This is a genomic window from Azospirillum sp. SYSU D00513, assembly GCF_017356015.1.
GTDB lineage: Bacteria > Pseudomonadota > Alphaproteobacteria > Azospirillales > Azospirillaceae > Azospirillum.
In genome coordinates this window covers 22,693-48,853 of record NZ_JAFIQV010000001.1, presented here as the reverse complement: position 1 = coordinate 48,853, position 26,161 = coordinate 22,693, and the positions used below count along the sequence as shown (strand labels likewise).

The following is a 26,161-nucleotide window of genomic DNA, read 5'->3' as shown; positions in this document are numbered from 1 at the left end:
TTCCGGAGGCCTCACCCCAAGCGTGGCCGTTTGCCGCCGGGCCGGGCGACCCCATATGAACGGGGACCCCGTTCCCTGCCGAGCGCCCTGCCTTGCGGTTCCCCGATCTCAATGACATCACCGACGCCGGTTCCCGCCTGCTGGAACGCGCCTCCGGCCGCGTGCTGGAAACGGACGTCCGGCTGGGCGTGACCGGACTCCGGCGCGCCGGCAAGACGATGTTCGTCACGGCGCTGGTGGACAACCTGCTGAAAGCGCAGCGGCTGCCCTTCCTGGACGTGGTCGCCTCCGGCCGCTACCAGGCGGCACGGTTGCGCCCGCAGCCGGACGCCGACGTGCCGCGCTTCGACGTGGAGCGGCACCTCGCCTCGCTGACCGGCCCGCTCGCGGACTGGCCGGAGCCGACGCGCGGCATCGGCCAGCTCCGGCTGTCGATCCGCTACCGGCCGGCGAAGGCGCTGAAGCGCATGGTGCAGTCCGTCTCCACCCTGAACCTGGACATCGTGGACTATCCCGGCGAATGGCTGCTGGACCTGCCGCTGCTGCGCCAGTCCTTCACCGAATGGAGCAGCCTCACGCTGGAGATGGCGGCCCGCCCGCCGCGCGACGCGCTGTCGGCCTCCTGGCGCGGCTGGCTCGCCACCATCGACCCGGCGGCCCCGGCGGAGGAGGAGGCGGCGCGCCGGGGTGCGTCGCTCTACACCGACTATCTGCACGCCTGCCGCCGCAGCGACACGCTGCTCAGCCTCATCCAGCCCGGCCGCTTCATCGAGCCGGGCGACATGGAGAACGCGCCGCTCCTGACCTTCTGCCCGCTGCCCGGCGACAAGCGCGGGCGCGGCAGCCTGTGGGAGCTGATGGAGGACCGCTACGAGTCCTACAAGACCAAGGTGGTCCGCCGCTTCTTCGCCGAGCATTTCGCCCGGCTCGACCGCCAGATCGTGCTGATCGACGTTCTGGGCGCGCTGAACGCCGGGCCGGACGGCATGGCGGACATGAAGCGTTCGCTGGAGCTGAGCCTCGACCCCTTCCGGCATGGCAGCTCCCGCTGGTTCGACTGGCTGTTCGGCAGCCGCATCGACCGGGTGCTGTTCGCCGCCACCAAGGCCGACCACATCGCCGCCCATCAGCACGCCAGCCTGCGCCATCTCCTCGACCGCATGATCGCGGACGCCCGCAACCGCATGCGGTACGAGGGGGCGAATGTCGAGACCATGGCCATCGCCGCCCTGAAATGCACGGAGACCGTCGTCACGCAGCATGAGGGCCGCCAGCTCCGCTGCGTGCGCGGCGTGCCCATCGGGCGCGACCGCCCGACGGTCCTCTTCCCCGGCGAGATCCCGGAGGACGCCGACGCCTTCCCGCCGGGGGTGGAGCGTCCCTACAACTTCCTCAGCTTCCGGCCTCCCGCCGACATCGCCGGGGACAGCCGCGGCCTGCCGCACATCCGCCTCGACCAGGCCCTGCAGTTCCTGCTCGGGGATTACCTGGAATGAGCGGGCGCTGGGAAATGGACGAGCGCGCGCCGGAGCGGGGCCGCCCCCGCGTCGCGCCCATGGAGCTGGAACCGGAGCGGGCCGCCCCCGTGCCGGTGGAGGAGGAGCAGGCCATCCTCACCGGCCGGGAACCCGAGTTGGCCGTGCCCGCCATGGCCGCCGCCGTGGCCCGGCCGCGCAGCCGGGTCGGGCGCTGGCTCGCCGGGGCGGTGGCGGCGCTGGTGGTCGTGGCGGTGGGCTTCGACACGGCGGACCTGCTGAACCGCGCCTTCGGCACCAGCACGGCGCTGGGGGTGGGCGTGTCGCTGCTCATCGGGGTGGCGGCGGTTGCCGCCCTGAAGATGCTGTTGGATGAGATGCGTTCGATCCGCCGCCTGCGCCACATCGAGACCCTGCGCCAGCAGGCCGACCGCATGGGCGCGGAACCGGGCGAGGGCGAGGCCGACCGCTTCGCCGGCTCGCTGGAGCGCCTCTACCAGGGGCGGGCCGAGCTGGTCCCGGCGCTCGACCGCGTGAAGGAGCACATCACCGACGCCCACGACCAGGCGGAGGTGGTCCGGCTGCTCGACCGGGAGGTGCTGGCGCCGATCGACCGGCAGGCCTACCAGCTCGTGCTGCGGGCCTCGCGCGACACGGCGGTGGCGACGGCGCTGAGCCCGGCGGCGGTGCTGGACCTGGCGGTCGTTCTGTGGCGCAACCTGAAGCTGGTGCGCGAGGTCACGGCGCTGTACGGGGCGCGGCCGGGCTATGTCGGCTCGCTGAAGCTGCTGCGCCGGATGCTCGGCAACATCGCCGTGGCCGGCGTGACGGAAAGCGCCCACCATGTCGCGGTGGAGGCGCTGGGCGGCTCGCTCGCCGCCGCCATCTCCACCCGCATGGGACAGGGTGTCATCAACGGCCTGCTGACGGCGCGCGTCGGCGTCACCGCTATGCACCTGTGCCGCCCCATCGCCTTCGGCCCGCACAACCGCCCGAGCCTGACCCAGATCCGCAAGGAGCTGCTGTCCCTGCCGAAGCAGGTGCTGTGACGATCGGCCGGGCGGATCCTTCGCCCGGCCGTCGCGTCTTTTACGTCCGCGCCCTTACTTCACGATATGGGAGGCGGGATGGATCGGCTGGGTCTGCGCCGGGGTGGCCGGCGTCTGGCCCATCGCCATCGGTGCCGGCCCCTTCGGAAGGCTGATCCTTACATTCTGCATCATTCCCTGGTCCTCATGGTCCAGGATATGGCAGTGCAGGACGAAGTCGCCGACATAGCGCTGGTACTTGGTTCGCACGATGATCTTGTAGATGTTCTGTTCGTTGTCTCTCACGAACTCCGCTTCCGACTGCCCCGGCGCGGCGAGGCCGTTCAGGCTCTTGATCCAGAGCGTGTCCTTCCAGACGCCTTTCATACCCCGGTACTGTTCGTCATCGTCGCTCAGCCGAGGGGCATCCTCCGCGCTCACGTCGATCACCTTATCCCCTTCCTGCTTCAGGATGGCGACGACCTGGAACGGGTTGACGTGGATGTGGAAGGGGTGGCTCACGGCATGCGATTCGAGCGTCCATTCGTCAACCGTGCCCAGCGTCAGCTCGCGGTCGATGCGCGACGGATCGTAAGGCTTGCTGTCGTAGGGCCGCCCGGGGCTTCCGTCGTTGTTGTTGACCTCGAACTTGAAGACCTGCTGGCCGTTCTCGCTTTCGCTGCCGTCGATGTAGAAGGACAGGAACTGCTTGCCGACCTCATGGTCCGGAATGCCCGTCAGGTCACCATGCGGCACGAACTTGCTGAGCGTGAGGCCGTTCTTCAGGTCGTTGACGACCGTGTTCCGAACGGCGGCGGGCATGGTGCGCTCGGCGGAGGCAACCAGTTGCTCGGTGATGTGGCGACGGAGGTCCGGCTTTCCGTTCACCGTCGGCAGCGTCGCCGTCCCCTCGACCTCGACGAAGGCGAGGACACGGTTCCCGTTGTCGCCCTGGTTGACGCTGCCGGGGCCGGGAAGGGGAACGTCGACCGCGCAATAGGCGCCCGGTTCCGGGAACGCGATCAGGAAGTCGTTGCGATAGCCCGGCTGCAGCGTCACCTGCGTGCGCGCCTGCGCCTTTGCCATGGTCAGGCCGTCCGCCGCGATGACCTGGTACTCCACCCGATCGCCGCTGCAGGCCGTCTTGACGAAATCTTCCTGCTTCGACGGGCCAAGGTCGGGGTTGCCCTTGAGCGCGTCGAGCTTCATCCGGCGGATTTCGAGATTGATGGTGTCGCGCACGCCCGCATGGACGAGGCGCCAGCGTTCGACGTCGCCGGTCTTGATGTGCCGGAAGGTCGGGAGAACTTGGCCATTGATGCTGGTGAAGCGGCCGGAGGCCTTCCACGAGTTCGGGCCGAAAACGGAATTGCCCGCTTCGTCCGTATAGCCGTCAATGACGCCCGTCTGCCCCTCCTTGCAGTTCCAATCGAGCGTTTTCTTTACCGCGCCGGTCGAATCCTTGACATCGTTGAGGCAGTAATACTGGATCTGTTGCAGGACCAGCGTGCGCTCGGTGAAGGGCTCGAGGTTCTTCCCCTTGAGCAGCGTGTCGATGTCGCCGTTGTTGTTCGCACCCGGCAGACGGTTGCCGCGGACGATCAAGGCGCCGGCCATGCCGCTCGCCACCTGGAGCGCGGTCGAGCCATGGCGGTGCGGATGATACCAGAAGGTCCCGGCGGGATGCTCCGGCGGAACGTCGTAACGGTATTCGAAGGCCACGCCGGGATAGATCGACAGCAGCACATTGTCGCTGTTGCCCGACGGGCTGACCCACAGCCCGTGCGAGTGCAGGTTCGTGCCGTTGAAGCAGTGGGGCGTGTTCATGTGCGACGAATGTTCGTCGGCGCAGGTCGGGTCCTTCGGCAGGTCGTTCTTCAACTTGACGCTGACGGTCTGGCCGGGTGCCACCTCGATCGTGGGCGCGATAAAGGGCCGGTCCGGATCGACACCGGTCCCGACATAGCTGCGCAGCCGCACCTTGTCGTATCGGCCCGTCGCCGGATTGTAGATCTCGCTGTCCGTGTAGTCGATGCGGAGGTCCAGGACATCCTTGCTGTCCTTGCCCGAGCCGTCCTGCGGGACAGCGAGCAGGTTGGGCCGCTCCACGACACCCTTCTGCAGGGGCAGGACCGGCGGGTTGGAGAAGACCCCGCGTTCCCAGGCCGAGGCCGGCGAGGCGAGCGGGGAGAGGGCGGCGGAAAGGGCCAGCACGGGCAGGACGGTCCTTGCCATGCGCTTGGCGGCGGATCGGCCCGGCGGCCTGGAAAGCGTGGATGCCATTCGAATTATCTCCGGTCGAACCATGCGCCGGCCTGCCCCTGACATCATGGCCTGAGGCCAAGCCCTGCCGGCGCGGAAAAAGTTCCGTTGCATCCGGACCGGCCTCGGCCTGCTCATGCAGCTGAATGCATAGGCGTTCTGCCTGGGTGGCGGCATAAGGCTTACTACTTTTGCAATAATGGCTTTGCAAGTGGTTGCAGAAGAAATGTCTGCCGCAAGCGCAGAACTCGAAAACCGCATTTCCATGTATGATTTAGGGAATGCATATGTAGGCGGTAAATCGTCTTGCACATTCTTGCCGGGTCGGCGCCGGCTGGCATGAAGGACAAGGGAGTGAAACGAGAACGGCCCGCCGGGGTTATCCGCGGCGGGCCGTTCCGATGGTGATGAGAGTCCTGACAGCAGGTCGTCCGGGCCGTCCGGTCCCGGCGTTCAGCCCTGCGGCAAGGGACGCAGGCCCGCCCGGTACTGGCGCGCCCGCTCCCGGTAGCCGTCCGCCGGGCCGCGCAGCCGCTCGATGTCCTGCTCGGTCGCTTGCCGGATGATCCGGCCGGGCATGCCCATGACCACGGACCCGTCCGGGATCTCCTTGCCTTCGGGGATCAGCGCGTGGGCGCCGATCAGGCAATTGCGGCCGATGCGGGCGCCGTTGAGCACCGTGGCGCCGATGCCGATCAGCGTGCCGTCCCCGACCGTGCAGCCGTGCAGCATGGCCTGGTGCCCGACCGTCACGCCTTGGCCCAGCGTCATGGGGAAGCCCGGATCGACATGCAGCACGGCGTTGTCCTGCACGTTGCTGCCAAAGCCGATGTGGATCCGCTCGCTCTCCGCCCGGATCACGGCACCCCACCAGACGGAGGTTTCCCCCTCCAGCAGGATGTCGCCCACGAGCGTCGCGCTGGGCGCGACCCAGCTCGTCGGGTCGAGCTGCGGGACCTTGTCGTCGAGCGCGTAGATCATGGCTGTGGCTCCGGCTTCGGTGTTCGGGTGTGCACTCAGTCCAGCATCGGCTGTCCGGTCTCGATGCGCACCAGCGCCGCGAGGAGGGGGGCGCCGATGTCGCGGCGGACGAAGTTGCTGGCGCGTTCGGCGGCGTTCAGGGCGGCCTGGAAGCTGCGGCGCCAGCGGTCGTCGTTGTAGAGGATCCGTTCCGCCTTGGCCTTCTGGGCCAGCAGGGCGGGGCGCTTGCCCTTGGCCTCCTCGACCAGCCGGTCCAGCCGGCGCATCAGCTCGGTCGCGCGGGCCGGGTCGCCGCGCCGCTGGGCAGCCTCGACCAGTTCGGCCAGCGCCTCGCCGCGGATGTCCGGGTCCTGGGTCTGCTCGGCGTAGGCGAGCGCCACGGCGGGGTCCTCGCGCCGCGCCAGCCGGCCCAGCACCGTTGGGATGGTCCAGGGATTCTCGTCCTGCACCGTGCGCAGCAGGCCGAGCGCCAGGTTGGCGTCGCCCAGCTCGGCCGCCGCCACCGCCAGCTCCGGCGGGCAGCAGTCGCCCTGGGTCTCGCGGAATTTCGAGAACTGCGTCTCGACCGTGTTCAGGAAGAGGGTGCGGGCCGCGGCCTCCTTGCCGGCGCGCAGCAGGGTCTGCACCACCAGCCCCATCTCCCAGGCGCAGCCGCGCGCCGAGGCGTAGGCCTTCGCCTCGTCGGCCAGGGCGGCGACCAGGCCCGCGTCGCCGCGCCAGGCCGCCGCCTTGGCGATGTCGGCGAGGTTGTAGATGCGCGTCGAGCATTCGGGGATCTGGCGCGTGATGTCGAGCGCCAGCTGCATCTGGCCCATCAGCGCCAGGGCGCGCGACACGAACAGGTCCTGCCCGTTCGAATCCGAGACGGCGCCCCGGCGCACCGCGCTCACGAAGGGGGCGATGATCTCCTTGGCGCGGTCGGTGTCACCGAGCTGGTGGTAGGCGACCGCCAGCGACAGCCAGTCCCAGCGCGCCGCCTGGATCGGCGTCTCCACCGGCGGCATCATCTCGTTGATGCGGTGCAGGAAACACAGGCTGGACAGCGGCTCGTTGCAGACGAGCGCCCGGATGCGCGAACGGAACTCGAAGAAATCGAAGTCGCCCACGAACTGGTTGGTGACGAGCTGCACCGCCAGCGCGCTGTCCGGGTATTTGGCGACGATCTCGTTGAAGAGCTTGTCCGCCTCCTTCAGGAGGCGGCTCTCCTCTGCGCTGTCGTAGGTCCCGTCCGCCTGCTGGACAAGCTGGAGCGCCTGCACGAAGAGGCGGTTGGCGGCGCTCGACTCCTGCGCCAGGGCGGGCGGCGCTCCCCACCCCGCGACGGCCAGGAAGACGGCCAGCATCATGGCCGCGGCGCGCGCCGCGAGCGAAGGACGGGCAAAGGCGGGGAGGGGGAGCATGTCAGGAGGATTCAGGGCTGGAGGAAGCGCACGTAGCTGACGACACGCTGGACGTTGGGAAGGGAGCGGGCGATGGCGGTGACCTTGTCGAGTTCGCCCTGGCCGGCGGCGATCCCCATGAGGTAGACGACGCCGTTCACGGTCTCGATGCTGTAGTTTGCACTGCGCACGCCGCGCTCGAACGTGAGCTTCGTGCGCAGCTGGGTTGTGATCCAGGAATCGCGGGCGGAGTCGACGAGGCCGGATTCGTTGTCGACCTGGATCTCGTTGATGACCTCCGTCACGCCCTGGGCCTGCCAGGCGAGCCGGACGGCGTCCAGCCGCATCTGCGGGTCGGTGGCGCGCCCGGTCAGCAGCACGCGCCCCTGGCTCACGGACATGTCGATGCGGCGGTGAAGCTCGATCGAATGCTGGAACCAGAGATTGTTGATCGTCGCCTGGATCCCGGTGTCGGTGGCGACTTCCTCGATGCCACGGCGGTCGGAGCCGATGACGGCGCCCGTCGCCGCGGCGCCGCCCACAACCACTGGCGCGCAGCCTGCTGCGGTCACCGCCATGGCCGCCAGGCCGACCAGTCCCAAAAGGCGCCCGTACCGCGACACGTCATGCCTCCCCGATGCGGCCCGCGGAAGGGGCGGGCGGCGCGAAACAGTCATGGGCCGCGCTGCATTGCAACGGGGAAACGGCAACATTTTGAGAAGCATGCTCGATTTCTTCCGGAGTGATGCACGAATGTTCCAGGTAAGCCCTTCCGGTCCTTCCGGACGGCGCGGGACGCACCCTCGCACGGCGGGCCGGCCAGGGGAATGCGGCCAAAGGAACGGGTGGCGGAAGCGTGGAGGGAACACCGTCTGGGAGCCGGCGGTTAACCAATATCATTAACCATTGATCGCGCGAAAAAGGGTTGTCAAGGCTCCCATGGATAGGGTGAGTCCATGGCGGAGTGTCGTATATTTGCACCATCGGCCAGTCGACCTCTGAGGGGTCGACTTCCCGCTTCGTTTCGTTGATCATGGGCGCGACGAAACGCAGCCGCACACCACTCAGCTCGGGAGGGCAGGATGTTGAAGGAAGCCTTGTTCAACATCATCCAGCAGGAACAGCGTGAGGTCGAGGACGAGCTTCGCAAGGAGCAGCACAGCCCCTCGCCGGACCAGAGCCGCCTCGGCACCCTGCGTCGCGAGGCGACGGACCTGAGCCGCGAACTCGAACATTTCCGGGACGTCTGACCGGCGCTTCCCGGTCGTCACGCTGATGTGAGCCCCTGCTCCGCCCCCGGCGGAGCGAGGGGCTTTTGCGCGTCCGAGCCCCATGCGGTGCCGTCGCGGGACCCTTGCCGACGCGGCAGATGCATCCGCCGCGCGTTCGTGTTAGGAGGTGCGCCCTCTTTTCAAGTCCAGCACCGTTCCTGGCCGACCTGAAGTGAAGCGCATGTCCGAAACCGGCTCCGAATACATCCTGACCATTTCGTGCCCCGACGCGGTCGGCATCGTCTATGCGGTGTCCGGCTTCCTGGCCGAGCGGAACTGCAACATCATCGACAGCGCCCAGTTCGGCGACCGGCTGTCCGGCCTGTTCTTCCTGCGCGTCCATTTCGCGGTGGCCCCTGGCGGCCTGTCGCAGCGCGAACTGGAGGCCGCCTTCGTGGAGCAGGTGGCGCAGCGCTTCAGCATGACCTGGAAGCTGCATGACCGAGCCAAGCGCCAGCGCGTCCTGATCATGGTCTCGAAGTTCGGCCATTGCCTGAACGACCTGCTGTACCGCTACCGCACCGGCTATCTGCCGATCGAGATCCCGGCCATCGTCTCCAACCACCGGGACTTCTACCAGCTCGCCGCCTGGCACAACATTCCCTTCCACTATCTGCCGGTCACCCCCGACAGCAAGGCGCAGCAGGAAGAGCGCCTCCTGGAGATCGTGGAGGAGGAGCGGGTCGATCTCGTCGTGCTCGCCCGCTACATGCAGGTGCTGTCCTCGAACCTGTGCGAGCGGCTGGCCGGGCGCGCCATCAACATTCACCATTCCTTCCTGCCGAGCTTCAAGGGCGCCAAGCCCTACCACCAGGCCCACGCCCGCGGCGTGAAGCTGATCGGCGCCACCGCCCATTACGTCACCTCGAACCTGGACGAGGGCCCGATCATCGAGCAGGAGGCCGAGCGCGTCGATCACACCGGCACGCCGGACGACCTCGTGGCGATCGGCCGGGATATCGAGAACATCGTCCTGGCGCGCGCCGTCCGGTACCACGTGGAGCACCGGGTGCTGCTGAACGGCAGCAAGACGGTGGTGTTCAAGTAAGGCGCGTTCCTGGAAAGGAACAGGGCCAAGCCGCACGGCCCAAGCTGCTCAGCGAAACGGCCCGGCGCTTGGGTGCGCCGGGCCGTTTCACGTTATCGGGATGTTGCGGACCAAGTCCCGCGTCATACCGGGTTTGGAAAATTCCGCCTCCGAACCCGGTATAGAGCCGCGACCGCGGCCCCGCGCCCCGTGGCGCGGAAGTCCTGACCACAGGTCAGGACTTCATGAAAATCGTATCACTGCGGCTGGGCCGGTTCCTTGGCCTGTTCCGGGGCCGGAGTGAAGACGGCGCGGGTGATGGCCTGCTCGATCTGTTCGCGGGTGAAGGGCTTGGGAATGACCGGGCCCAGATGCTCCAGCCCGCGCTTGGCGAGGTCGTCGGGGAAGGCCGTGACGAAGATCACCGGCAGGAAGCGCTGGCGGCGCAGCTCGCGCGCGACCTCGATCCCGTTGTCGCCCTCGGCCAGGCGGATGTCCATCAGGGCCAGCGTCGGCGTGTGCTCGGCGGCGAGCGACAGCGCCTCGTCCATCGTGGCGGCGTTGCCGCAGACGATGTGGCCCATGCCGCGCACCGTCTCCGACAGGTCGAAGGCGATGATGGCGTCGTCCTCGACCACCAGGATCACCGCCGTCAGCCGGTTGCGCACGGCCTCCCGCGCGCGGGTCAGCCCTTCCATGGCCTCCTCGGGCGGGATCTCCAGCACCTCCGCCGCGTCGGCGATCGGAAGGTCCTCGAGGTTCACAAGAAGATAGAGGCGCCGCTCCGTCTCCGGCAGCGTGTTGAGCGCGGCCTCGACCGGGTGGTTGGTCGGCTCCGGCGGCTCCCGCTCGTCGTCCTGAAGGAGGTTGAGCCAGCGGTAGAGCGCCTCGCGCGATGTGTCGGTTTCCGGCGTCGAACCCCCGCCGTCCAGGAACCATTCCAGGGTGCGCGTCACCAGGGCATCGCCGCGCGTGCCCGATCCCGTCAGAGCACGGGCGTAGCGGCGCAGATAGGGCAGATGCTCCATCAGGTGGCGGGTGCGCTGATCCATGTTTCTCCCCGTACCTTAATGCCGAGCGGTTCCGAGGACACCGCCATCTTGATTTTGAACTGTTGTAAATTTCGGGATTCTAAGCCCCAAAGGTCAAGTTCATATGGTGCAAAAATCCGCTTATCAGGAGTGATCCCAAAAGGATAGGCAAGATTAGCGTCTTCGAATTACCCCGGACCGTCGATTGGGCTTAGGTCATAACGCCCGCCCGCCGGAGGGGAGGGCCATCCGCCGGGTCGGGCCTTGTCCGCCGGTAATGACAGGGCGGCTCCCGCCGTCGTATGATGCGCCGCACGATGACGGCGCGCGGGCCACGCGCCCATTCCCCTCCCGCCGGCCCCAACCGGAAACCTTGCCGAACCCGCGAATGGATGATCAGCAGAGCAGCCCGCCCTCGGCCGATGGCGTCTCTCCCGGCGAGCTGGGGGATTTCCTGGAATGGCGGGACCGGGTGCGGGGCACGAACATCTCCGAGAAGACGCTGCTCGCGACCGATTATCTCAATCACTTCAACGAAATCGTGATGCTGATCGAGATGATCCCGGCAATGCCGGAGATGATGGAGGAGTGCCTGTCCTGGCAGCCGCGCGACTACCGGGAGCACTTCCGGGAAAGCGGCTTTTCCGACCGCGACCTCGCCATCGCCGCCTACGAGCATGTTCCGGCGAGGTTCCGGACGCCGTTCGAGGACACCATCGCCCGTGGGCACCAGGTGGTCGCCCACACGCTGGAACGCCTCGCCGCCGATCTGCGCAGCGGCGACACCGCGAAGCTGGAGGCCGACTGCCAGGCCTCCGCCGCCATCATCCACCGCGTCATACAGGTCGCCAACGGCATCATCCATGGCACGACCCATGTCATGGAGCAGGCGGAAATCGACCAATATCTGGGCAGCCGGTGACCGCACCGCGGGCGGAAAATCCATTTTTTGAGCATCATCCGCCACGGATGGCTATTGCTGGCCTGTCCACCATTCGGTCCTTGCATGGCAAAAAAACAGGGCGCCGCCCTATACTGACCTTTCGTCTGGCGGAGGCGAGGGGTGTTTTCAGCCCCGCGCCGCAACGGGAGGATGAGCGTGAAGGGACCTTCGGCGGTTCCGGCCGGAACCCCGGCCGCAGCGCGGAGCCGCCGGAAACCGGCGGCTCGCCCCGTTGCATCCCCCGTCACATCCAGGCTGCGGCGCGCCGCGCCGCGCGTGCCGGTTCCGTGACGGACGTCATCACCGCAAGAGCCCCGACGACAGGGGCGGCCATGGCGCAATGGCGCGCCGCCACGCACACGCGCGACTGCCGGCTCCGGGAACCGGTGGCCGGGCCCGCGCCCGACAATTCGTGCCTGAATTCGAGCCTGAAGAGGAGACGCTGGTGACGGGATCGACCGTGCGACGCGAGACATCCCTTCGCAGCGGCAGGGAGTGGTAGCATGCCGACGACTGGACACATCGACACCTATGTCCGCGACCGCCTTCCGGCACCGCAAGACAATCCGGACTTCCTGCTCGAACAAGCCGGCCTGCTCTATCCCCAACGCCTCAACGCCGCCTCGGCGCTGCTCGACCCCTGGCGGGAGCGCGGCTGGGACGGGCGCACCGCCCTGATCGGCGTCGGGGCCGATGGCCGCGACGACGTCTGGAGCTATGGCCGGCTGCGCGACACGGTGGACCGCGTCGGCCGCGTTCTGACCGAGGATTTCGGGATCGTTCCGGGCAACCGGGTCCTGCTGCGCGGCCCGAACACGCCGATGCTGGTGGCCTGCTGGCTGGCGGCGGTGAAGGCCGGCGCCGTGGTGGTGCCGACCATGCCGCTGCTGCGCGCCCCGGAACTCGCCCATGTCCTGACCAAGGCCGCGGTCAACGTGGCGCTCTGCGACGCCCGTTACCTCGCCGAGATGAGGGCCGCCTGCGACTCCGTTCCGGGCGAGGTGCCGGCCCTGACCTTCAACGGCGGCGCCGACGCCGGGCTGGAGGCGCTGCTGGGCAGCAAGCCCGCCGACTTCGCCCCCGCCGACACCGCGTCGGACGACCCGGCCCTGATCCTCTTCACCTCTGGCACCACCGGCACGCCGAAGGCGGCGGTGCATTTCCACCGCGACCTGCTGGCCGTGGCCGACCTGTCGCCGCGCTCCATCCTCGGCACGACGGACGCGGACGTCTTCTGCGGCTCGACCGCGCTGGCCTTCGCCTTCGGGGTCGGGGCGCTGCTGCTCTTCCCCTTGCGCGCCGGTGCCTCGGTGGTGCTGCTGGAGCGCTGGACGCCGGAGGCGCTGCTCGACGCGATGGTGCGCCACCGGACCACGCGCCTCTTCACCGTGCCGACCGCCTACCGCTCCATGATCGCGCTGCTGCGGGAGGGCTATCTGGAGCGGGGCCGGCTCAGCAGCCTGTGCAGCTGCGTGTCGGCGGGCGAGCCCATGCCGGTCAACACCTTCGAGGCGTGGCGCGACCTGACCGGGCAGGAGATCCTGGACAGCCTCGGCACGACCGAGATGCTGAACGCCGTGCTCCACGCCACGCCCGAGGGGCTGCGGCCCGGCTGCACGGGCAAGCCGGTCCCCGGCTACGAGGCGATGATCGTGGACGACAGCCTTCAGCCAGTGCCGGCCGGCCAAATCGGGCGGCTGGCGGTGCGTGGCCCGACGGGCTGCCGCTACCTGGACGATGCGCGCCAGTCGCTCTACGTCCAGGGAGGCTGGAACCTCACCGGCGACGCCTTCCACATGGATGAGGACGGTTATTTCTGGTACAGCGCCCGCACCGACGACCTGATCGTCTCGGCGGGCTACAAGATCTCCGGCCTGGAGCTGGAGGACGTGCTGCTCCGCCACGAGGCGGTGGACGAGTGCGTGGTCGTTGCCTCGCCCGACCCCCTGCGCGGCTCGATCCCGAAGGCCTTCATCGTTCCGCGCGAGGGCGTGCCGCCCAGCGAGGATCTGGCAGAGGCGTTGCGCAGCTACGTCAAGGACCGCATCGCTCCCTACAAATACCCGCGAGCCGTGGAGTTCCTGGACGAGCTGCCGCGCACCGAGACCGGCAAGGTCCAGCGCTACAAGCTGCGCGAGCGCGAGCGCACAAGCCGCATGGAGAATGCCGAGAAGGACTGGCCCTACGGCACCTGACCGCTTCCGATGGCCGGTGGCCATCGGAGGCCGCCCAGCCCCAGCGCCCTGACAAATCAGGCCTTCGGCAGGTCCCGGAAGCGGGCCGGCCGGAGGCCTTTTCTTTCCAGCAGCTCCGCGAAGCCGGCACTCATCAGATAGCGGTGCTCGACCTCCCGCTGCCCGACGACCGGGTCGGCGCGGCGCAGATCCTCGTCGGCAAGGCCCGGATGGACCATGACCAGGGTGCGTCCGGCCGGCCGGTCGAGGAAGCGCTCCATCAGGGTTCCGAAGGGGACCCGGCCGGAGAAGTCGTAGACGCCCCGGAAGCGGTCGTTGCTGGGGATGCCGCGCCGCTGCGCCAGCCGCGCGCTGCCGGCGCCCAGCGCGTCGATCAGCAGCGCCTTCGGCACCGCCACGCCCCGGCGCAGGATGTCCCCGCGCGGTTCCCGGCAGACGCGAAGGTAAGCCCCGGGCAGGGCGACGGCCAGCGCGTCGGCCACGGCGTTTCGCACGATGGGAAGCTGCTGCACGTGCTGGTGGCCGTCGATGTAGTCGGGCGGTGCCCCCCAGGCGGCGATGAAGGCCGCGATCTGCCGGTCCAGCTCGGCCCGAATCTCCGCCGCGTCGAGCCGCCCCGCATAGGAGAGCGCCATCAGCCGCCCGACCGGCGGCAGCCGCCCGTCCGGGGCGAGGCGCGGCATGGGGCCGAGCGGGCGCTGGTCGGTCAGGGTGAAATGCAGCCCGACATCGGCGCGGCCGGCCAGCGGCTTCAGCAGCGCCGCCTCCTGCGGCCAGAAGGCGCAGACCGTCATGGCGGAGGTCGCGCTCAACCGGCCGGCGGCGATCAGTTCGCGGATGGAGGCGCCGACGCCGGGCGCCAGCCCGTAATCGTCGGCGCAGAGCAGGACGGGCGTCGTCACGTCAGGCCTTCGCGGGATGTTCGGCGGCTTTCCCCGGGACGGGCTTGGCCGCGCCGCGGGCGGGCAGGGTCGCCATGGCGACCCCGGCCAGGACCAGCAGCATGCCGACGAAATGGAAGCCCTGCAAGGCCTCGCCGAGCAGCAGCCAAGCCAGCAGGCTGGTCCAGACCGGCGTGGCGTAAAGCGCCGCACCCGCCCGCGCGGCACCCAGCAGCCCGATGGTCTTCTGGTAGGCGATGAAGGCCAGGACCGAGGCGAACAGTGCGGCACCCAGGATGCTCGCGAGGTTGGCCGGGGTGGGGACCACCGGCCGGCCAGCCAGCGTCTCCCAGACGTAGAGCGGCGCCAGCACCACCAGGCCCGCAAGCGCGTTGGCCGCGAAGCTGGTGACCACCGGCAGCCCGCTCGGCGAGCGGCGCAGCATCACCGTGTAGACCGCCCAGGACAGGGCGCTGGCCAGCACGATGAGGTCGCCGATGTTGAAGGACAGGGCCAGCAGCAGCCCGGCCTCTCCCCGCGTCAGGATCGCCAGCACGCCGGCAAGCGCCACCGCGATGCCCACCATCTGGCGCGGCCGCACCGGTTCGCGCAGCCACAGGGCGGAGATGATCACGATCATCACCGGGCAGGTGGCATAGATCAGCGCCGCGTTGGTGGCGCTCGTGTGCTCGAGCCCCATGTAGAAGAGGGCTCCGCAGACGCCCATGGCGAGCACACCCAGCAGCAGCATCCGCTTCCAGCCGCGCAGCAGCTCCGCCCGGTGCCGCGCGAGACCGCTCCAGGCGAAGGGCAGGATGATGAGGACTGCGACGGCCCAGCGCCAGAAGGCCAGCCCGGCGGGCGGGACGGACCCGGCCGCCGCCTTGCCGATCAGCGAGTTCGAGGCGAACAGGGCGGAACTCACGGCGAGAAGCGCGTAGGCGGCGAGCGGTCCCGGGCGGGGCGAGTCGGGCATGAAACATCCGGATCGGAAAGGACAGATTGGTTGACCCTACCATGTCGGCCCGGCGGGCGTGACGCCTTCGGCCGCAAGCGGGGGCTGCGCAAGGCGCATGGAGGCTGGATTCCGGCTCGTCGGAGCCCTCCGCCGAAGGGCATCGGCCGAAGAGCCGATCCACCGACTGTGTTGACACCGATTCCCCCGGCTGTTTCAAATAGGTTAAACAACAACCAGCCGCCGGGAAATCGGCGGTTCGGCAACCGGAAGATGGAGACTCCAGGCAATGAAGCGCATTCTGCTGGGTGCCGGGCTCGGCATGGCCGCCGCGCTGGCGCTTGCAGCGCCGGCCCAGGCCGCCAAGACCCTCGTCTACTGCTCCGAGGGCAGCCCCGAAAACTTCAACCCGATGCTGAACACCACGGGCACCAGCTTCGACGTGTCGCTGCCGGTCTACAACAACCTGGTGCAGTTCGAGTATGGTGGCACCAAGGTCATTCCGGGCCTTGCCGAAAGCTGGACCGTTTCGGAAGACGGGCTGGTCTACACCTTCAAGCTCCGCCGTGGCGCGAAGTGGCACCCGACCGGCGGCTTTCAGCCGACGCGCGAGGCCAACGCCGATGACGTGATCTTCTCGTTCGAGCGCCAGTGGAAGGCCGAGAACCCTTACCACAAGGTGTCCGGCGGCTCGTACGACTACTTCAACGACATGGCGATGCCGGACCTGCTGAAGTCGATCGAGAAGGTCGACGATTACACGGTCCGCTTCACGCTGAACCGGGTCGAAGCCCCCTTCATCGCCAACCTCGCCATGCCCTTCGCCGCGATCCAGTCGAAGGAATACGGGGACTTCCTGCTGTCCAAGGGCACGCCGGAGAAGATCGACCAGGTGCCGGTCGGCACCGGCCCCTTCCAGTTCGTCGCCTACCAGAAGGACGCGGTCATCCGCTACAAGGCCTTCGAGGGCTGGCAGTCCAAGCCGGCGCTGGACAATCTCGTCTTCGCGATCACGCCCGACGCGGCGGTGCGCTACGCCAAGATGAAGACCGGCGAGTGCCACATCATGCCGTACCCGAACCCGGCCGACCTCGAGGCGATGAAGAAGGAACCGAACCTCCAGCTCATGGAGCAGGAGGGGCTGAACGTCGGCTATCTCGCCTTCAACGTCACGAAGAAGCCCTTCGACGACGTGCGCGTGCGCCGCGCCATCAACATGGCCATCGACAAGAAGGCCATCGTGGAGGCGGTCTACCAGGGCGCCGGCGTCCCGGCGAAGAACCCGATCCCGCCGACCATGTGGTCCTACAACCAGGCCATCGAGGACTATCCCTTCGACCAGGCGCGCGCCAAGCAGCTCCTGACCGAGGCCGGTCATCCCGACGGCTTCGAGACCGACCTCTGGGCCATGCCGGTGCAGCGCCCCTACAATCCCAACGCCAAGCGCATGGCGGAGATGATGCAGGCCGACCTCGCCAAGATCGGCGTCAAGGCCAAGATCGTCCAGTATGAGTGGGGCGAGTACCGCAAGCGCCTCCAGAACGGCGACCACCAGCTCGGCATGCTCGGCTGGACCGGCGACAACGGCGACCCGGACAACTTCCTGCACGTGCTGCTCGGCTGCGAGGCGGCCCGTCCGGGCGGGTCCAACATCTCCAAGTGGTGCAACAAGGAGTATGACGACCTCGTGCTCCAGGCCAAGCGCACCACCGACATCGGCGCCCGCACCAAGCTGTACGAGCAGGCCCAGGTGATCTTCAAGGAGGAGGCGCCCTGGTTCACCACCGCCCATTCGGTCGTGCACATGGTGCTGTCGAACAAGGTGTCCGGCTACAAGATGGACCCCTTCGGCGTCCACCGTTTCGCCGAAGTGGACATGAAGTGATCTGAGGGCGCCCTCTCCCCCGGAGAGGGGCGCCCTCCAGGAACGCGCCGGCCTATTCCCGTGGATAGGCCGGCGTTTTCAATTTTCTTTCCGTCACAAGAGCCGCAACGGCTTCCGGTGAGTGTCGATGCTCCGTTTCATCCTGACCCGGCTGGGTCTGGTGATCCCGACCTTCTTGGGGATCACCTTTCTCACCTTCCTCCTGATCCGGCTCGTGCCCGGCGACCCGATCGAGGTGCGCGTGGGCGAGCGCGGGATTGCGCCCGAACGGCTCGCCGAACTGCGGCGCGAGATGGGGCTCGACCAGCCGCTTTGGCAGCAGTTCCTCGACTATGTCGGGAACGTGCTGTCCGGCGACCTCGGCACCTCGCTCGTCACCCGCAACTCGGTGCTGAGCGAGTTCGCGACCCTGTTCCCGGCGACGCTGGAGCTGGCCTTCTGCGCCATGCTCTTCTCGGTGCTGATCGGGCTTCCGGCCGGCGTGCTGGCGGCGGTCAAGCGCGGCTCCTGGTTCGACCACGGGGTGATGGGGCTGAGCCTCACCGGCTATTCCATGCCCATCTTCTGGTGGGGGCTGCTGCTCATCCTGTTCTTCTCGGTGCAGCTCGGGCTGACGCCGGTGTCCGGGCGGCTGGACCTGCTCTACTACATCGAGCCGGTGACCGGCTTCATGCTGATCGACACGCTGCTGGTCGGGGAGACGGACGCCTTCTGGTCGGCGCTGCGCCACCTGATCCTGCCGACCATCGTGCTCGGCACCATCCCGCTCGCCGTGGTGGCGCGCATGACGCGCTCGGCCATGCTGGAGGTGCTGAGCGAGGACTACATCCGCACCGCCCGCGCCAAGGGCCTGCCGCAGCGGCGGGTAATCGGGCTGCACGCCCTGCGCAACGCGCTGATCCCCGTGGTCACCGTCATCGGCCTCCAGGTCGGCACGCTGCTGGGCGGCGCCATCCTGACCGAGACGATCTTCTCCTGGCCGGGTGTCGGCAAGTGGCTGATCGAATCCATCAACCGGCGCGACTATCCGGCGCTCCAGGGCGGGGTGCTGCTGATCGCCACCGCCGTGATCGCCGTCAACCTGATCGTCGATCTTCTCTACGGGGTCTTCAACCCCCGCATCCGGCACGCGCGGTGATCCTCCCATGACGACCGAAACCCAGTCCGCGGCCACACCCGCGACCACGCCGGCCCCCGGCCGGCCCCCGCACCCGCTGGCGGAATTCTGGTACCATTTCCGGCAGAACACCGGCGCCGTCATCGGCCTCGCCGTGATCGTCCTGATCGCGCTGACGGCGCTGACGGCGCCGTTCGTGGCGCCGCACGACCCCAACATCCAGTACCGCGACGCCATCCTGGTGCCCCCGGTCTGGCAGGATGGGGGATCCTGGCGCTTCCTGCTGGGCACCGACGACATCGGGCGCGACATGCTGTCCCGCCTGATCTTCGGGGCGCGGCTGTCGCTGCTGGTCGGCCTGATCGTGGTGACGCTGTCGCTCGCGGTCGGGCTGGCGCTCGGCCTGACCGCCGGCTTCTTCCGCGGCATCGCCGACACGCTCATCATGCGCGCGATGGACATACTGCTGGCCCTGCCGAGCCTGCTGCTGGCCGTCGTGGTCGCCGCCATCCTCGGGCCGGGGCTGGTCAACGCCATGCTCGCGGTGTCCGTGGTGGTCATTCCGCACTACGCCCGCCTGACCCGCGCCGCCGTCCTGGCGGAGGCCAGCAAGGACTATGTCGTGGCCTCGCGCGTCGCCGGGGCCGGGCGGCTTCGGCTGATGCTCGTGGTGGTGCTGCCCAACTGCCTGGCGCCGCTGATCGTGCAGGCCACGCTGGGCTTCTCCACCGCCATCCTGGACGCCGCCGCCCTCGGCTTCCTCGGCCTCGGCGCGCAGCCGCCGACGCCGGAATGGGGCACGATGCTCTCCTCCTCGCTGCAGTTCCTGCAAAGCGCGCCCTGGGTCGTCACCTGGCCCGGCGTCGCCATCCTGGTCACGGTGCTCGCCTTCAACCTGCTCGGCGACGGGCTGCGCGACGCACTCGACCCCAAGCTCAAGCGCTGATCCCATGGCCCTTCTCGACATCCGCAACCTCTCGGTTGCCTTCACCACCCGCGCCGGCACCTTCCGCGCCGTCGATGGCATCGACCTTTCCGTGGAGGAAGGAGAGGTGCTCGGCATCGTCGGCGAGTCCGGCTCCGGAAAGTCGGTGACCTCGCTCGCCCTCATGGGGCTTCTGCCGCCGGGCAGCCGGGTGACGGCCGACCGGCTGAACTTCGCCGGCACCGACCTGCTCTCCCTGTCGCCCGCGCAGCGGCGCCGGGTGGTGGGCAAGGACATCGCCATGGTCTTCCAGGAGCCGATGTCCAGCCTGAACCCCTGCTTCACCGTCGGCTTCCAGCTCGGCGAGACGCTGAAGGTCCACGAGGGACTGTCCGGCCGGGCCTTGCGCCGCCGCTGCATCGAGCTGCTGGAGCAGGTCGGCATCCCCGACCCGGAGAGCCGCCTGTCGGCTTTCCCGCACCAGCTCTCCGGCGGCATGAGCCAGCGCGTGATGATCGCCATCGCGGTGGCCTGCAACCCGCGCCTGCTGATCGCCGACGAGCCGACCACGGCGCTGGACGTCACCATCCAACGGCAGATCCTCGACCTGCTGGTCGGGCTGCAGCGGGACCGCGGCATGGGGCTGATCCTCATCACCCACGACATGGGCGTGGTCGCGGAGACAGCACAGCGCGCCGTGGTGATGTATGCCGGCCAGGTGGCGGAAACCCGCCCGGTGGAGGCCCTGTTCACCCGGCCGCGCCACCCCTACACCGGGGCGCTGCTCGACGCGCTGCCGGAGCGGGCGCTCGGCAAGCGCCGCCTGCCGACCATCCCCGGCGTCGTGCCGGGCATCATGGACCGGCCGGAGGGCTGCGTCTTCAACCCGCGCTGCCGCTTCGCCGCGGCGCGCTGCCGCTCCGAGCGGCCGGCCCTGTTCGAGGTGGACGAGGGGCTGGCGCGCTGCTTCTACCCGCTGCCGGACGTGCCGCTCCCCGATGGGATTCTGCCGGGCGGGCTGCACACGCGGGGAATGGGCCAGGCAAGCGGCGAAGGTCTGGGCGAAGGAGCCGCGCGATGAGCGACGTCGTTCTCGAAACCGTCGGCCTGCGCAAGCACTACGCGGTGCGGCGCGGCCTGTTCAAGCCGATGGCGACCGTGCGCGCGCTGGATGGCGTGTCCTTCCGGCTGGAGGCCGGGCGCACGCTGGCGGTGGTCGGCGAGTCCGGCTGCGGCAAGTCCACGCTGGCCCGCTCCGTCACCATGATCGAGCCGCCGACCGAGGGGCGCCTGCTCTATGACGGGCGCGACCTTACCGGGCGCAGCGCTCCGGAGATGAAGGAGCTGCGCCGCACGGTGCAGATGGTCTTCCAGAACCCCTACGGATCGCTCAACCCGCGCAAGACCGTCGGCTCCATCCTGGGCGAGCCGCTGGTCATCAACACCGGCCTGTCCAAGGCGGAGCGGCGGGAGCGGGTGCTGGCGATGATGAACAAGGTCGGGCTGCGCTCCGACCAGATCGACCGCTACCCGCACATGTTCTCGGGCGGCCAGCGCCAGCGCATCGCCATCGCCCGCGCCCTGATGCTGGAGCCCCGCGTGGTGGTGGCGGACGAGCCCGTTTCCGCGCTCGACGTGTCGATCCAGGCGCAGGTCCTGAACCTGATGATGGACCTGCAGGAGGAGATGAAGCTCGCCTACCTCTTCATCTCCCACGACCTCAGCGTCGTGCGCCACCTCGCCGACGACGTGATGGTGATGTATCTCGGCCGGCCGGTGGAGCATGGGCCGAAGGACGTCATCTACGACCGGCCGCGCCACCCCTACACCCGCATCCTGATGGCCGCCACGCCGCGGGTGAACCCGGCGTTGCGCGGCGAGCGCGCCGTGCCCAGGGGGGAGCTGCCCTCGCCCCTGAACCCGCCGCCGGGCTGCCCCTTCCACAAGCGCTGCCCGCACGCCCGGCCCAACTGCGCCACCGACGTGCCGGCCCTGCGCGAGGTGGACCAGCGGCTGGTCGCCTGCCACTACGCGGAAGAGATGGCGTGATACGTCTCCGGTACTAAGCCGGGGGCTCCGGCCTCCGGCTTTTCAGGAGAATTCCGGGACGCGAGGGCGTCCGGCGGCTGGTACCGCCGGACGCCTTCTTTTTTCGTGGCGCGCCGTGTTCCGCCGCCCGCTGGCCCGTGGTTTCACCCCATTGCCCTATGCATTCCCGCATGCCTTCCGGGGGCCGCATGACGGCCGGCCGATGCCGCATCCGCAAAATGGGTCTGGACGGCTGACTTAAGCGCCGTGGGCGGGCGTGGGAACTCTTCCCAGATCCATTGGGTTCAATGTTCGACGGGCTGCCGGCCTAGGCCCGCCTCCTCAAGCTTGGTGGAGTGCGCCGATGAATCAGTGGATGTTGTGGGCCCGCTTCGCGGCCATCAATCTGTTCGGCGCCGCGGCTCTCGCGCTCGCCTGGATCAATGGCTGGGTGCAGGCGGTCATCGCAGGCGACAACAGCCGGATCAGCATTCTCATCTTCCTCCTGTTCATCGTCGGCCTCGTGGCGACGGCCTGGCGCATCGAGAAGGTGACGTCCGAACTGGACAACATCGCGCGCGGCCGGGGCGGCCGGCTCGATGCCTACCGCAGCGCCTTGGCCCGCTCGGGCATGGGCAACGCGACCCGCGCCATGGAGCTGCGGCTGTTCGGGCGCATCGTCTTCATCCGCCAGATCGGCAACGCCCTGGTGATGCTCGGCCTGATCGGAACGGTCGTCGGCTTCGTGCAGGCGCTGAACGGCGTCGATCCGGGCAAGGCCGGCGACGCCAGCTCCATCGGCGGCATGGTCGGCACCATGATCGAGGGCATGGGTGTCGCGCTCTACACCACGCTGGTCGGATCGGTCCTGAATCTCTGGCTGACGGCGAACTACCAGATCCTGGCGACCGGCACCGCGAACCTCGCCGCCACCCTGATCGACGCGGCGCACGACGATCCCGAGAGCGGCCCGGGCGAGGCGGTCAGCGAGCCGGTCAGGACGCGTCCGGCGGCCGGCGGCATGACCGGCTTGGGCAGTGCGGGCATGGCCAACGCCTCGCTCCGCCCGGCCGATGGTGCCGCCCATGTATGATCCCTGGAACGAAGGCGACGACACGGGCACCGTCTTCCGCGACATGATCACGCTGGCGCTGGCCGGCTTCGTCTGCATGGTTCTGCTGCTGCTGCCCCACATCAACCCGAAAGGCAAGGAGGGGACCGCCGTCGCCTCCGAGGAGCCGCCCGGCAACGTCATCGTCGAGGCGCGCTGGGACGACAAGCTGCGCACCGACATCGACCTGTGGGTCCAGGCGCCGGGCGACGTTCCGGTCGGCTACTCCAACAAGTCCGGCCTGATCTTCAACCTGCTGCGCGACGATCTCGGCAGCTACGCCGACCCGACGGAGGTGAATTTCGAAACCTCCTATTCGCGCGGGGTCCCGCCCGGCGAATACACGGTCAACCTCCACCTCTTCCGCAACCTCGACAACGTCTCGCCCATCTGGGTGCGGGTGGTCGCCCGCGTGAAGACGGAAAACCAGGCGGGCGCCGGCACGATCGCCGCGACGCGGGTCCGCCTCGACCACGAGGGGCAGGAGATCACGGCCTTCCGCTTCTCCCTGACCGAGCAGGGAGAGCTGGTGCCGGGGTCGCTTCACGCCCTCCACAAGCCTCTGCGGTCCGTGAAGGGCTGAAGCACTGTCCGGGCCGGTCCGGCCCGCAACCGGGGACGCCGTCATGGAAGACCTGACCATACTTTTCGGATTCTTGGCCATCGTGGCGCTTCTGATGGTGCTCTCCGCGGTGCGGTGGGCACGCAGCGGTGCGGCACGGGCGCTGATCGTGCTGCTCTTCGCCCTGATGCTGCCGGCGGCCTACGCCGCCCCGGCGGCCCTGCTCGGCAAGGCCAAGCCGGTGACCCTGGAGTGGCTGAACACCAAGGTCGCCGAAGCCACCGTGCTGAGCGCCACCATGGTGGAGAACGAGGCGATCTACGTCACCCTGATGTGGGAGCAGGCGCCCAACCTCTACAGCCTGCCCTGGGACCGCCGCATGGCCGAGCAGCTTCAGAACGCCATGCGCGAGGCCGAGCGCAACGGGACCCGGCCGATGATGCGGCTGCCCTTCGAACGCTCCTGGGACGACCGCGAACCGCGCTTCTACGCCCAGCCGCAGCCCAAGATGCCGGACAAACCCTATGACAACCAGCCGGGCCGGAACGCGCCGGGCGGCGGCGGGGGCGGATTCGAGTTCCAGCATCCCGGCCAGCCGACCTGAGCCGCCGGTGGGGAGGCGGCGGGCCGGCGGGGAAGGGGCGGGGCGCCGCCCCGCCCCCTTGAGTGGCGCTGGTGGGTGGCGCTGGTGGGTGGCGCTGGTGGGGGCGCTGGCGGGCGGCGCTCTTAGCGGTTGTCGCGCGGGGCCGCCTCGACTAGCTTTCGGCCAGATCGCCAGTCCCAGGGAGAAGGAAGCCCATGCCGTCGTTCGACATCGTGTCCAAGACCGACGTCCACGAACTCGACAACGCCATCGCGGGCGTCCGTCGCGAGATCGAGACCCGCTTCGACTTCAAGGGCTCGCACTGCACCATCGAGCGCACCGAGGACGACATCGCCATCGTCGCCGACGACCAGACGAAGCTGAACACGCTGCACGAGCTGCTGCGCATGTACACCACCCGCCGCAAGCTCGAGGCCTCGGCGCTGGACTTCTCGAAGAAGCCGGAGCGGGCGGCCGGCGACACGCTGCGCCACGTCGTGACGGTGAAGCAGGGCATCGCCCAGGATCTTGCAAAGACCATCGTCAAGAGCATCAAGGACAGCAAGATGAAGGTCCAGGTCTCCATCCAGGGCGACGAGCTGCGCGTCACCGGCAAGAAGCGCGACGACCTTCAGGAGGCCATCCAGCATGTCCGCGGCATGAAGATCGAGCAGCCGCTGCAATATGTGAACTTCCGCGACTGACGGGCCGTCGGCGTGGACGGCGGTGAACCCTCGGGCGCGTCCCCGTCCGGGGACCGGAGCGTGGCCCGTTTCGCGGCTCTCCTCGCCACGCCGCCTGCGGACGGCGAGGAGCTGCGGGCCATCGGCGCCGGCCTGGAGGCGCTGCGCGCGGAACTGAGGGGCGCCGGGCCGGACCGCGTCGCGGAGCTGCGCTCGGCAGCATCCGGGACCGACCCGATCCTGCTGGACTCGGCGCTCGGCTTCGTGACCGGCGACCTGCGGCATTACATCGCCATGCTCGACCGCTGCCGGAGCGGGTTGGCGCGGGCGAGCCTCGACGCCGCCAACCAGCTTTACTGGTGCGTCAGCCGGCAGCTCTTCCTGATGAGCATGGAGCCGGAGAGCGCTCCGGGCTTCGTGCCCTCCAACCTCTTCCCCTTCTTTGAGGCCCTCGTGGAGGAGCTGCGCCGGCGCACCGGGATCGGCTTCGCGCCGCGCCCGGCGTCGCGCGCCCCCAACGGCCGTGTCGTGCTGGTCACGAACCAGTTCCTGTCGATGCGGCACCAGCCGTCCCGCGACCTGCTGAAGCTTGCCGACACGCTGGAGGAGCAGTGCGGCAAGGAGGTCGTGATCCTCAACACCAACATGATGCCGGGTCATTACCACACGCTCTTCGTTCCGCCCTTTTCTGCCGCCCTGGAAAGCCGTTACGACGGCAAGCAGATCGTCGAGGAAGGAGGACGGAGCTACCGCTTCCTCTCTTCCACGGAACCGGGGGTGGGTGCCAAGAAGATCCGCTGGTTCGCGCGCGCCATCGAATGGTATGACCCCGATACGGTGGTCGCCTTCGGCGGATCGGTGATCATGGCCGATCTCGTGGCTCCCTGGTTCCCGGTCCTGTGCATTCCGACTACGAGCGGGACGGCGATTTCCCTCGGCGACATCGTGCTGAGCTTCGCCGGTTCGCCCAGGCCCTCGGGCAATCGCCGTCTGGCGGCGTCCTGGCGGCCCTACCGGTTCGGCTTTTCGCTGATGGGCGGCCCGGAGGGCTCCACGCGCGAGGATTGGGGCCTGCCGCCCGGCGTGGCTGTCTACGCCGTCATCGGCAACCGCCTCGACGAGGAGGCCGATGATGGCTTCATCGCGATCCTGGAGCGCGTCCTGGACAGGGTCGAGGGCGGGGTGGTGCTCTTCGCCGGAGATGTCAGGGCGCTGCCCGGACGCCTTGCGGGATCGAGGCACAGCGGGGCCTTCCGCTGCCTCGGCCACGTGGACCGGATCCGCGCCCTGCTGAGCGTCTGCGACGTCTTCCTGAATCCCCGACGGACAGGCGGCGGCGCCAGCGCGGTCCACGCGCTTGCCGATGGCGTTTCTCCCGTTACGCTGGCCGTGGGCGACGTCGCCGGGGTCGTCGGCCCGGACTTCCACGTCGCCGACGCGGACGGCTTCGTCGCGCGGGCGGTGGCGCTTGGCCGCGATCCGGCACTCCTTGCCGGGGAGCGGGACAGGGCGCGCCGCCGCTTCACCGAGATCGGTGTCGGGTCCGGCGATCCCGGCCTCCTCAACCGCTACCTGGACGAAGCGGCAGCACTGTTCCGAGCGCGCGTGGGCGCCTGACGCCCCAGCGCCCAGCACGACGCCCAGGACACAGTCTCCGCTCGCCGGCCCCATGCCGGAGCATGGGTTGGGCGAAGGGTTCATGCCGCAGTGCAAGAGCAGCAAAAGAAATCAGATATAAACCTTTGTGAGCTAATCCATCTTCGAGCGTGATCCGTAAGCAGAGAAAACGGATCGCTTTCGGGAGGAGTGCCGCGATGAAGGGAATGGCCGTTTATTTAC

The 26,161-nt window shown here is 68.6% G+C and carries 23 protein-coding genes; 16 read left to right on the top strand and 7 right to left on the bottom strand.

From position 1 onward, the window contains the following. The first annotated feature begins 92 nt into the window (after positions 1-92). A complete protein-coding gene (locus JUB11_RS00200; protein ID WP_207455097.1) occupies positions 93-1,496 on the top strand; it encodes a YcjX family protein in 1,404 nt (467 codons plus the stop codon). Beyond that, positions 1,493-2,524, top strand: a complete 1,032-nt coding sequence (locus JUB11_RS00195) for a TIGR01620 family protein (protein WP_247886742.1) — start codon at positions 1,493-1,495, stop codon at positions 2,522-2,524. Before JUB11_RS00200 ends, JUB11_RS00195 begins: the two co-directional genes overlap by 4 nt. A gap of 54 nt (positions 2,525-2,578) precedes the next feature. On the opposite strand, the gene JUB11_RS00190 is transcribed toward JUB11_RS00195, so the two are convergent. The 4 genes from JUB11_RS00190 to JUB11_RS00175 all read right to left on the bottom strand — a co-directional run bounded on the left by JUB11_RS00190 (position 2,579) and on the right by JUB11_RS00175 (position 7,748). After that, a complete protein-coding gene (locus JUB11_RS00190) occupies positions 2,579-4,786 on the bottom strand; it encodes a multicopper oxidase family protein (RefSeq protein WP_247886741.1) in 2,208 nt (735 codons plus the stop codon). A 432-nt stretch (positions 4,787-5,218) separates the two neighbouring features. Then, positions 5,219-5,746: a gamma carbonic anhydrase family protein gene (locus JUB11_RS00185; protein WP_207455096.1), complete on the bottom strand. Its 528-nt coding sequence runs from the start codon at positions 5,744-5,746 to the stop codon at positions 5,219-5,221. A gap of 35 nt (positions 5,747-5,781) precedes the next feature. Continuing rightward, on the bottom strand, positions 5,782-7,146 hold the full coding sequence (locus JUB11_RS00180; RefSeq protein ID WP_207455095.1) for a hypothetical protein: 1,365 nt from the start codon (positions 7,144-7,146) through the stop codon (positions 5,782-5,784). A gap of 11 nt (positions 7,147-7,157) precedes the next feature. Then, entirely contained in the window at positions 7,158-7,748 is a 591-nt protein-coding gene (locus JUB11_RS00175; RefSeq protein ID WP_348771327.1) for a BON domain-containing protein, read from the bottom strand. 459 nt (positions 7,749-8,207) lie between these two features. Between JUB11_RS00175 and JUB11_RS00170 the strand changes: the two genes are divergently transcribed. Together JUB11_RS00170 and purU are read left to right on the top strand one after the other, a co-directional pair. Next, positions 8,208-8,375, top strand: coding sequence for a hypothetical protein (locus JUB11_RS00170; protein ID WP_207455093.1), 168 nt, complete (start codon positions 8,208-8,210; stop codon positions 8,373-8,375). A gap of 202 nt (positions 8,376-8,577) precedes the next feature. After that, positions 8,578-9,444 carry a formyltetrahydrofolate deformylase gene (gene purU / locus JUB11_RS00165; protein ID WP_207455092.1) on the top strand — a complete coding sequence of 289 codons (867 nt, stop codon included), beginning with the start codon at positions 8,578-8,580 and terminating at the stop codon, positions 9,442-9,444. Between the two features lie 236 nt (positions 9,445-9,680). On the opposite strand, the gene JUB11_RS00160 is transcribed toward purU, so the two are convergent. Next, positions 9,681-10,475: a response regulator gene (locus JUB11_RS00160; RefSeq protein ID WP_207455090.1), complete on the bottom strand. Its 795-nt coding sequence runs from the start codon at positions 10,473-10,475 to the stop codon at positions 9,681-9,683. Between the two features lie 367 nt (positions 10,476-10,842). Here JUB11_RS00160 and JUB11_RS00155 point away from each other — a divergent pair, with 367 nt between their 5' ends. Next, positions 10,843-11,376: a hypothetical protein gene (locus JUB11_RS00155; protein ID WP_207455088.1), complete on the top strand. Its 534-nt coding sequence runs from the start codon at positions 10,843-10,845 to the stop codon at positions 11,374-11,376. Between the two features lie 524 nt (positions 11,377-11,900). Beyond that, complete coding sequence (locus JUB11_RS00150) at positions 11,901-13,592, top strand: AMP-binding protein (RefSeq protein WP_207455087.1); 1,692 nt, start codon at positions 11,901-11,903, stop codon at positions 13,590-13,592. Positions 13,593-13,648: 56 nt separating this feature from the next. Here the strand turns inward: JUB11_RS00150 and JUB11_RS00145 are convergent, their stop codons facing one another. Together JUB11_RS00145 and JUB11_RS00140 are read right to left on the bottom strand one after the other, a co-directional pair. Further along, positions 13,649-14,494, bottom strand: a complete 846-nt coding sequence (locus JUB11_RS00145; RefSeq protein ID WP_207455086.1) for a ChbG/HpnK family deacetylase — start codon at positions 14,492-14,494, stop codon at positions 13,649-13,651. A gap of 1 nt (position 14,495) precedes the next feature. Further along, positions 14,496-15,449, bottom strand: coding sequence for a DMT family transporter (locus JUB11_RS00140; RefSeq protein ID WP_207455085.1), 954 nt, complete (start codon positions 15,447-15,449; stop codon positions 14,496-14,498). 268 nt (positions 15,450-15,717) lie between these two features. On the opposite strand from JUB11_RS00140, the gene JUB11_RS00135 reads away from it, so the two are divergent. The 10 genes from JUB11_RS00135 (at position 15,718) to JUB11_RS33335 (ending at position 25,939) form a co-directional block, all read left to right on the top strand. Then, entirely contained in the window at positions 15,718-17,313 is a 1,596-nt protein-coding gene (locus tag JUB11_RS00135) for an ABC transporter substrate-binding protein (protein ID WP_207455084.1), read from the top strand. A gap of 127 nt (positions 17,314-17,440) precedes the next feature. After that, positions 17,441-18,451, top strand: a complete 1,011-nt coding sequence (locus JUB11_RS00130) for an ABC transporter permease subunit (protein ID WP_207455083.1) — start codon at positions 17,441-17,443, stop codon at positions 18,449-18,451. Between the two features lie 7 nt (positions 18,452-18,458). Then, complete coding sequence (locus tag JUB11_RS00125) at positions 18,459-19,376, top strand: ABC transporter permease subunit (protein WP_207455082.1); 918 nt, start codon at positions 18,459-18,461, stop codon at positions 19,374-19,376. Between the two features lie 4 nt (positions 19,377-19,380). Further along, positions 19,381-20,436, top strand: coding sequence for an ABC transporter ATP-binding protein (locus JUB11_RS00120; RefSeq protein ID WP_207455081.1), 1,056 nt, complete (start codon positions 19,381-19,383; stop codon positions 20,434-20,436). Then, a complete protein-coding gene (locus JUB11_RS00115; RefSeq protein WP_207455079.1) occupies positions 20,433-21,404 on the top strand; it encodes a peptide ABC transporter ATP-binding protein in 972 nt (323 codons plus the stop codon). Before JUB11_RS00120 ends, JUB11_RS00115 begins: the two co-directional genes overlap by 4 nt. A 343-nt stretch (positions 21,405-21,747) precedes the next feature. After that, a complete protein-coding gene (locus JUB11_RS00110) occupies positions 21,748-22,476 on the top strand; it encodes a MotA/TolQ/ExbB proton channel family protein (protein ID WP_247886740.1) in 729 nt (242 codons plus the stop codon). Continuing rightward, positions 22,469-23,077 carry a hypothetical protein gene (locus JUB11_RS00105; RefSeq protein ID WP_207455077.1) on the top strand — a complete coding sequence of 203 codons (609 nt, stop codon included), beginning with the start codon at positions 22,469-22,471 and terminating at the stop codon, positions 23,075-23,077. Before JUB11_RS00110 ends, JUB11_RS00105 begins: the two co-directional genes overlap by 8 nt. A gap of 43 nt (positions 23,078-23,120) precedes the next feature. Continuing rightward, a complete protein-coding gene (locus JUB11_RS00100; protein ID WP_207455075.1) occupies positions 23,121-23,660 on the top strand; it encodes a hypothetical protein in 540 nt (179 codons plus the stop codon). Positions 23,661-23,854: 194 nt separating this feature from the next. Then, positions 23,855-24,343: a YajQ family cyclic di-GMP-binding protein gene (locus JUB11_RS00095; protein WP_207455073.1), complete on the top strand. Its 489-nt coding sequence runs from the start codon at positions 23,855-23,857 to the stop codon at positions 24,341-24,343. 60 nt (positions 24,344-24,403) lie between these two features. Next, positions 24,404-25,939: a glycosyltransferase gene (locus tag JUB11_RS33335; protein WP_207455072.1), complete on the top strand. Its 1,536-nt coding sequence runs from the start codon at positions 24,404-24,406 to the stop codon at positions 25,937-25,939. The last annotated feature ends 222 nt before the right edge of the window (positions 25,940-26,161 follow it).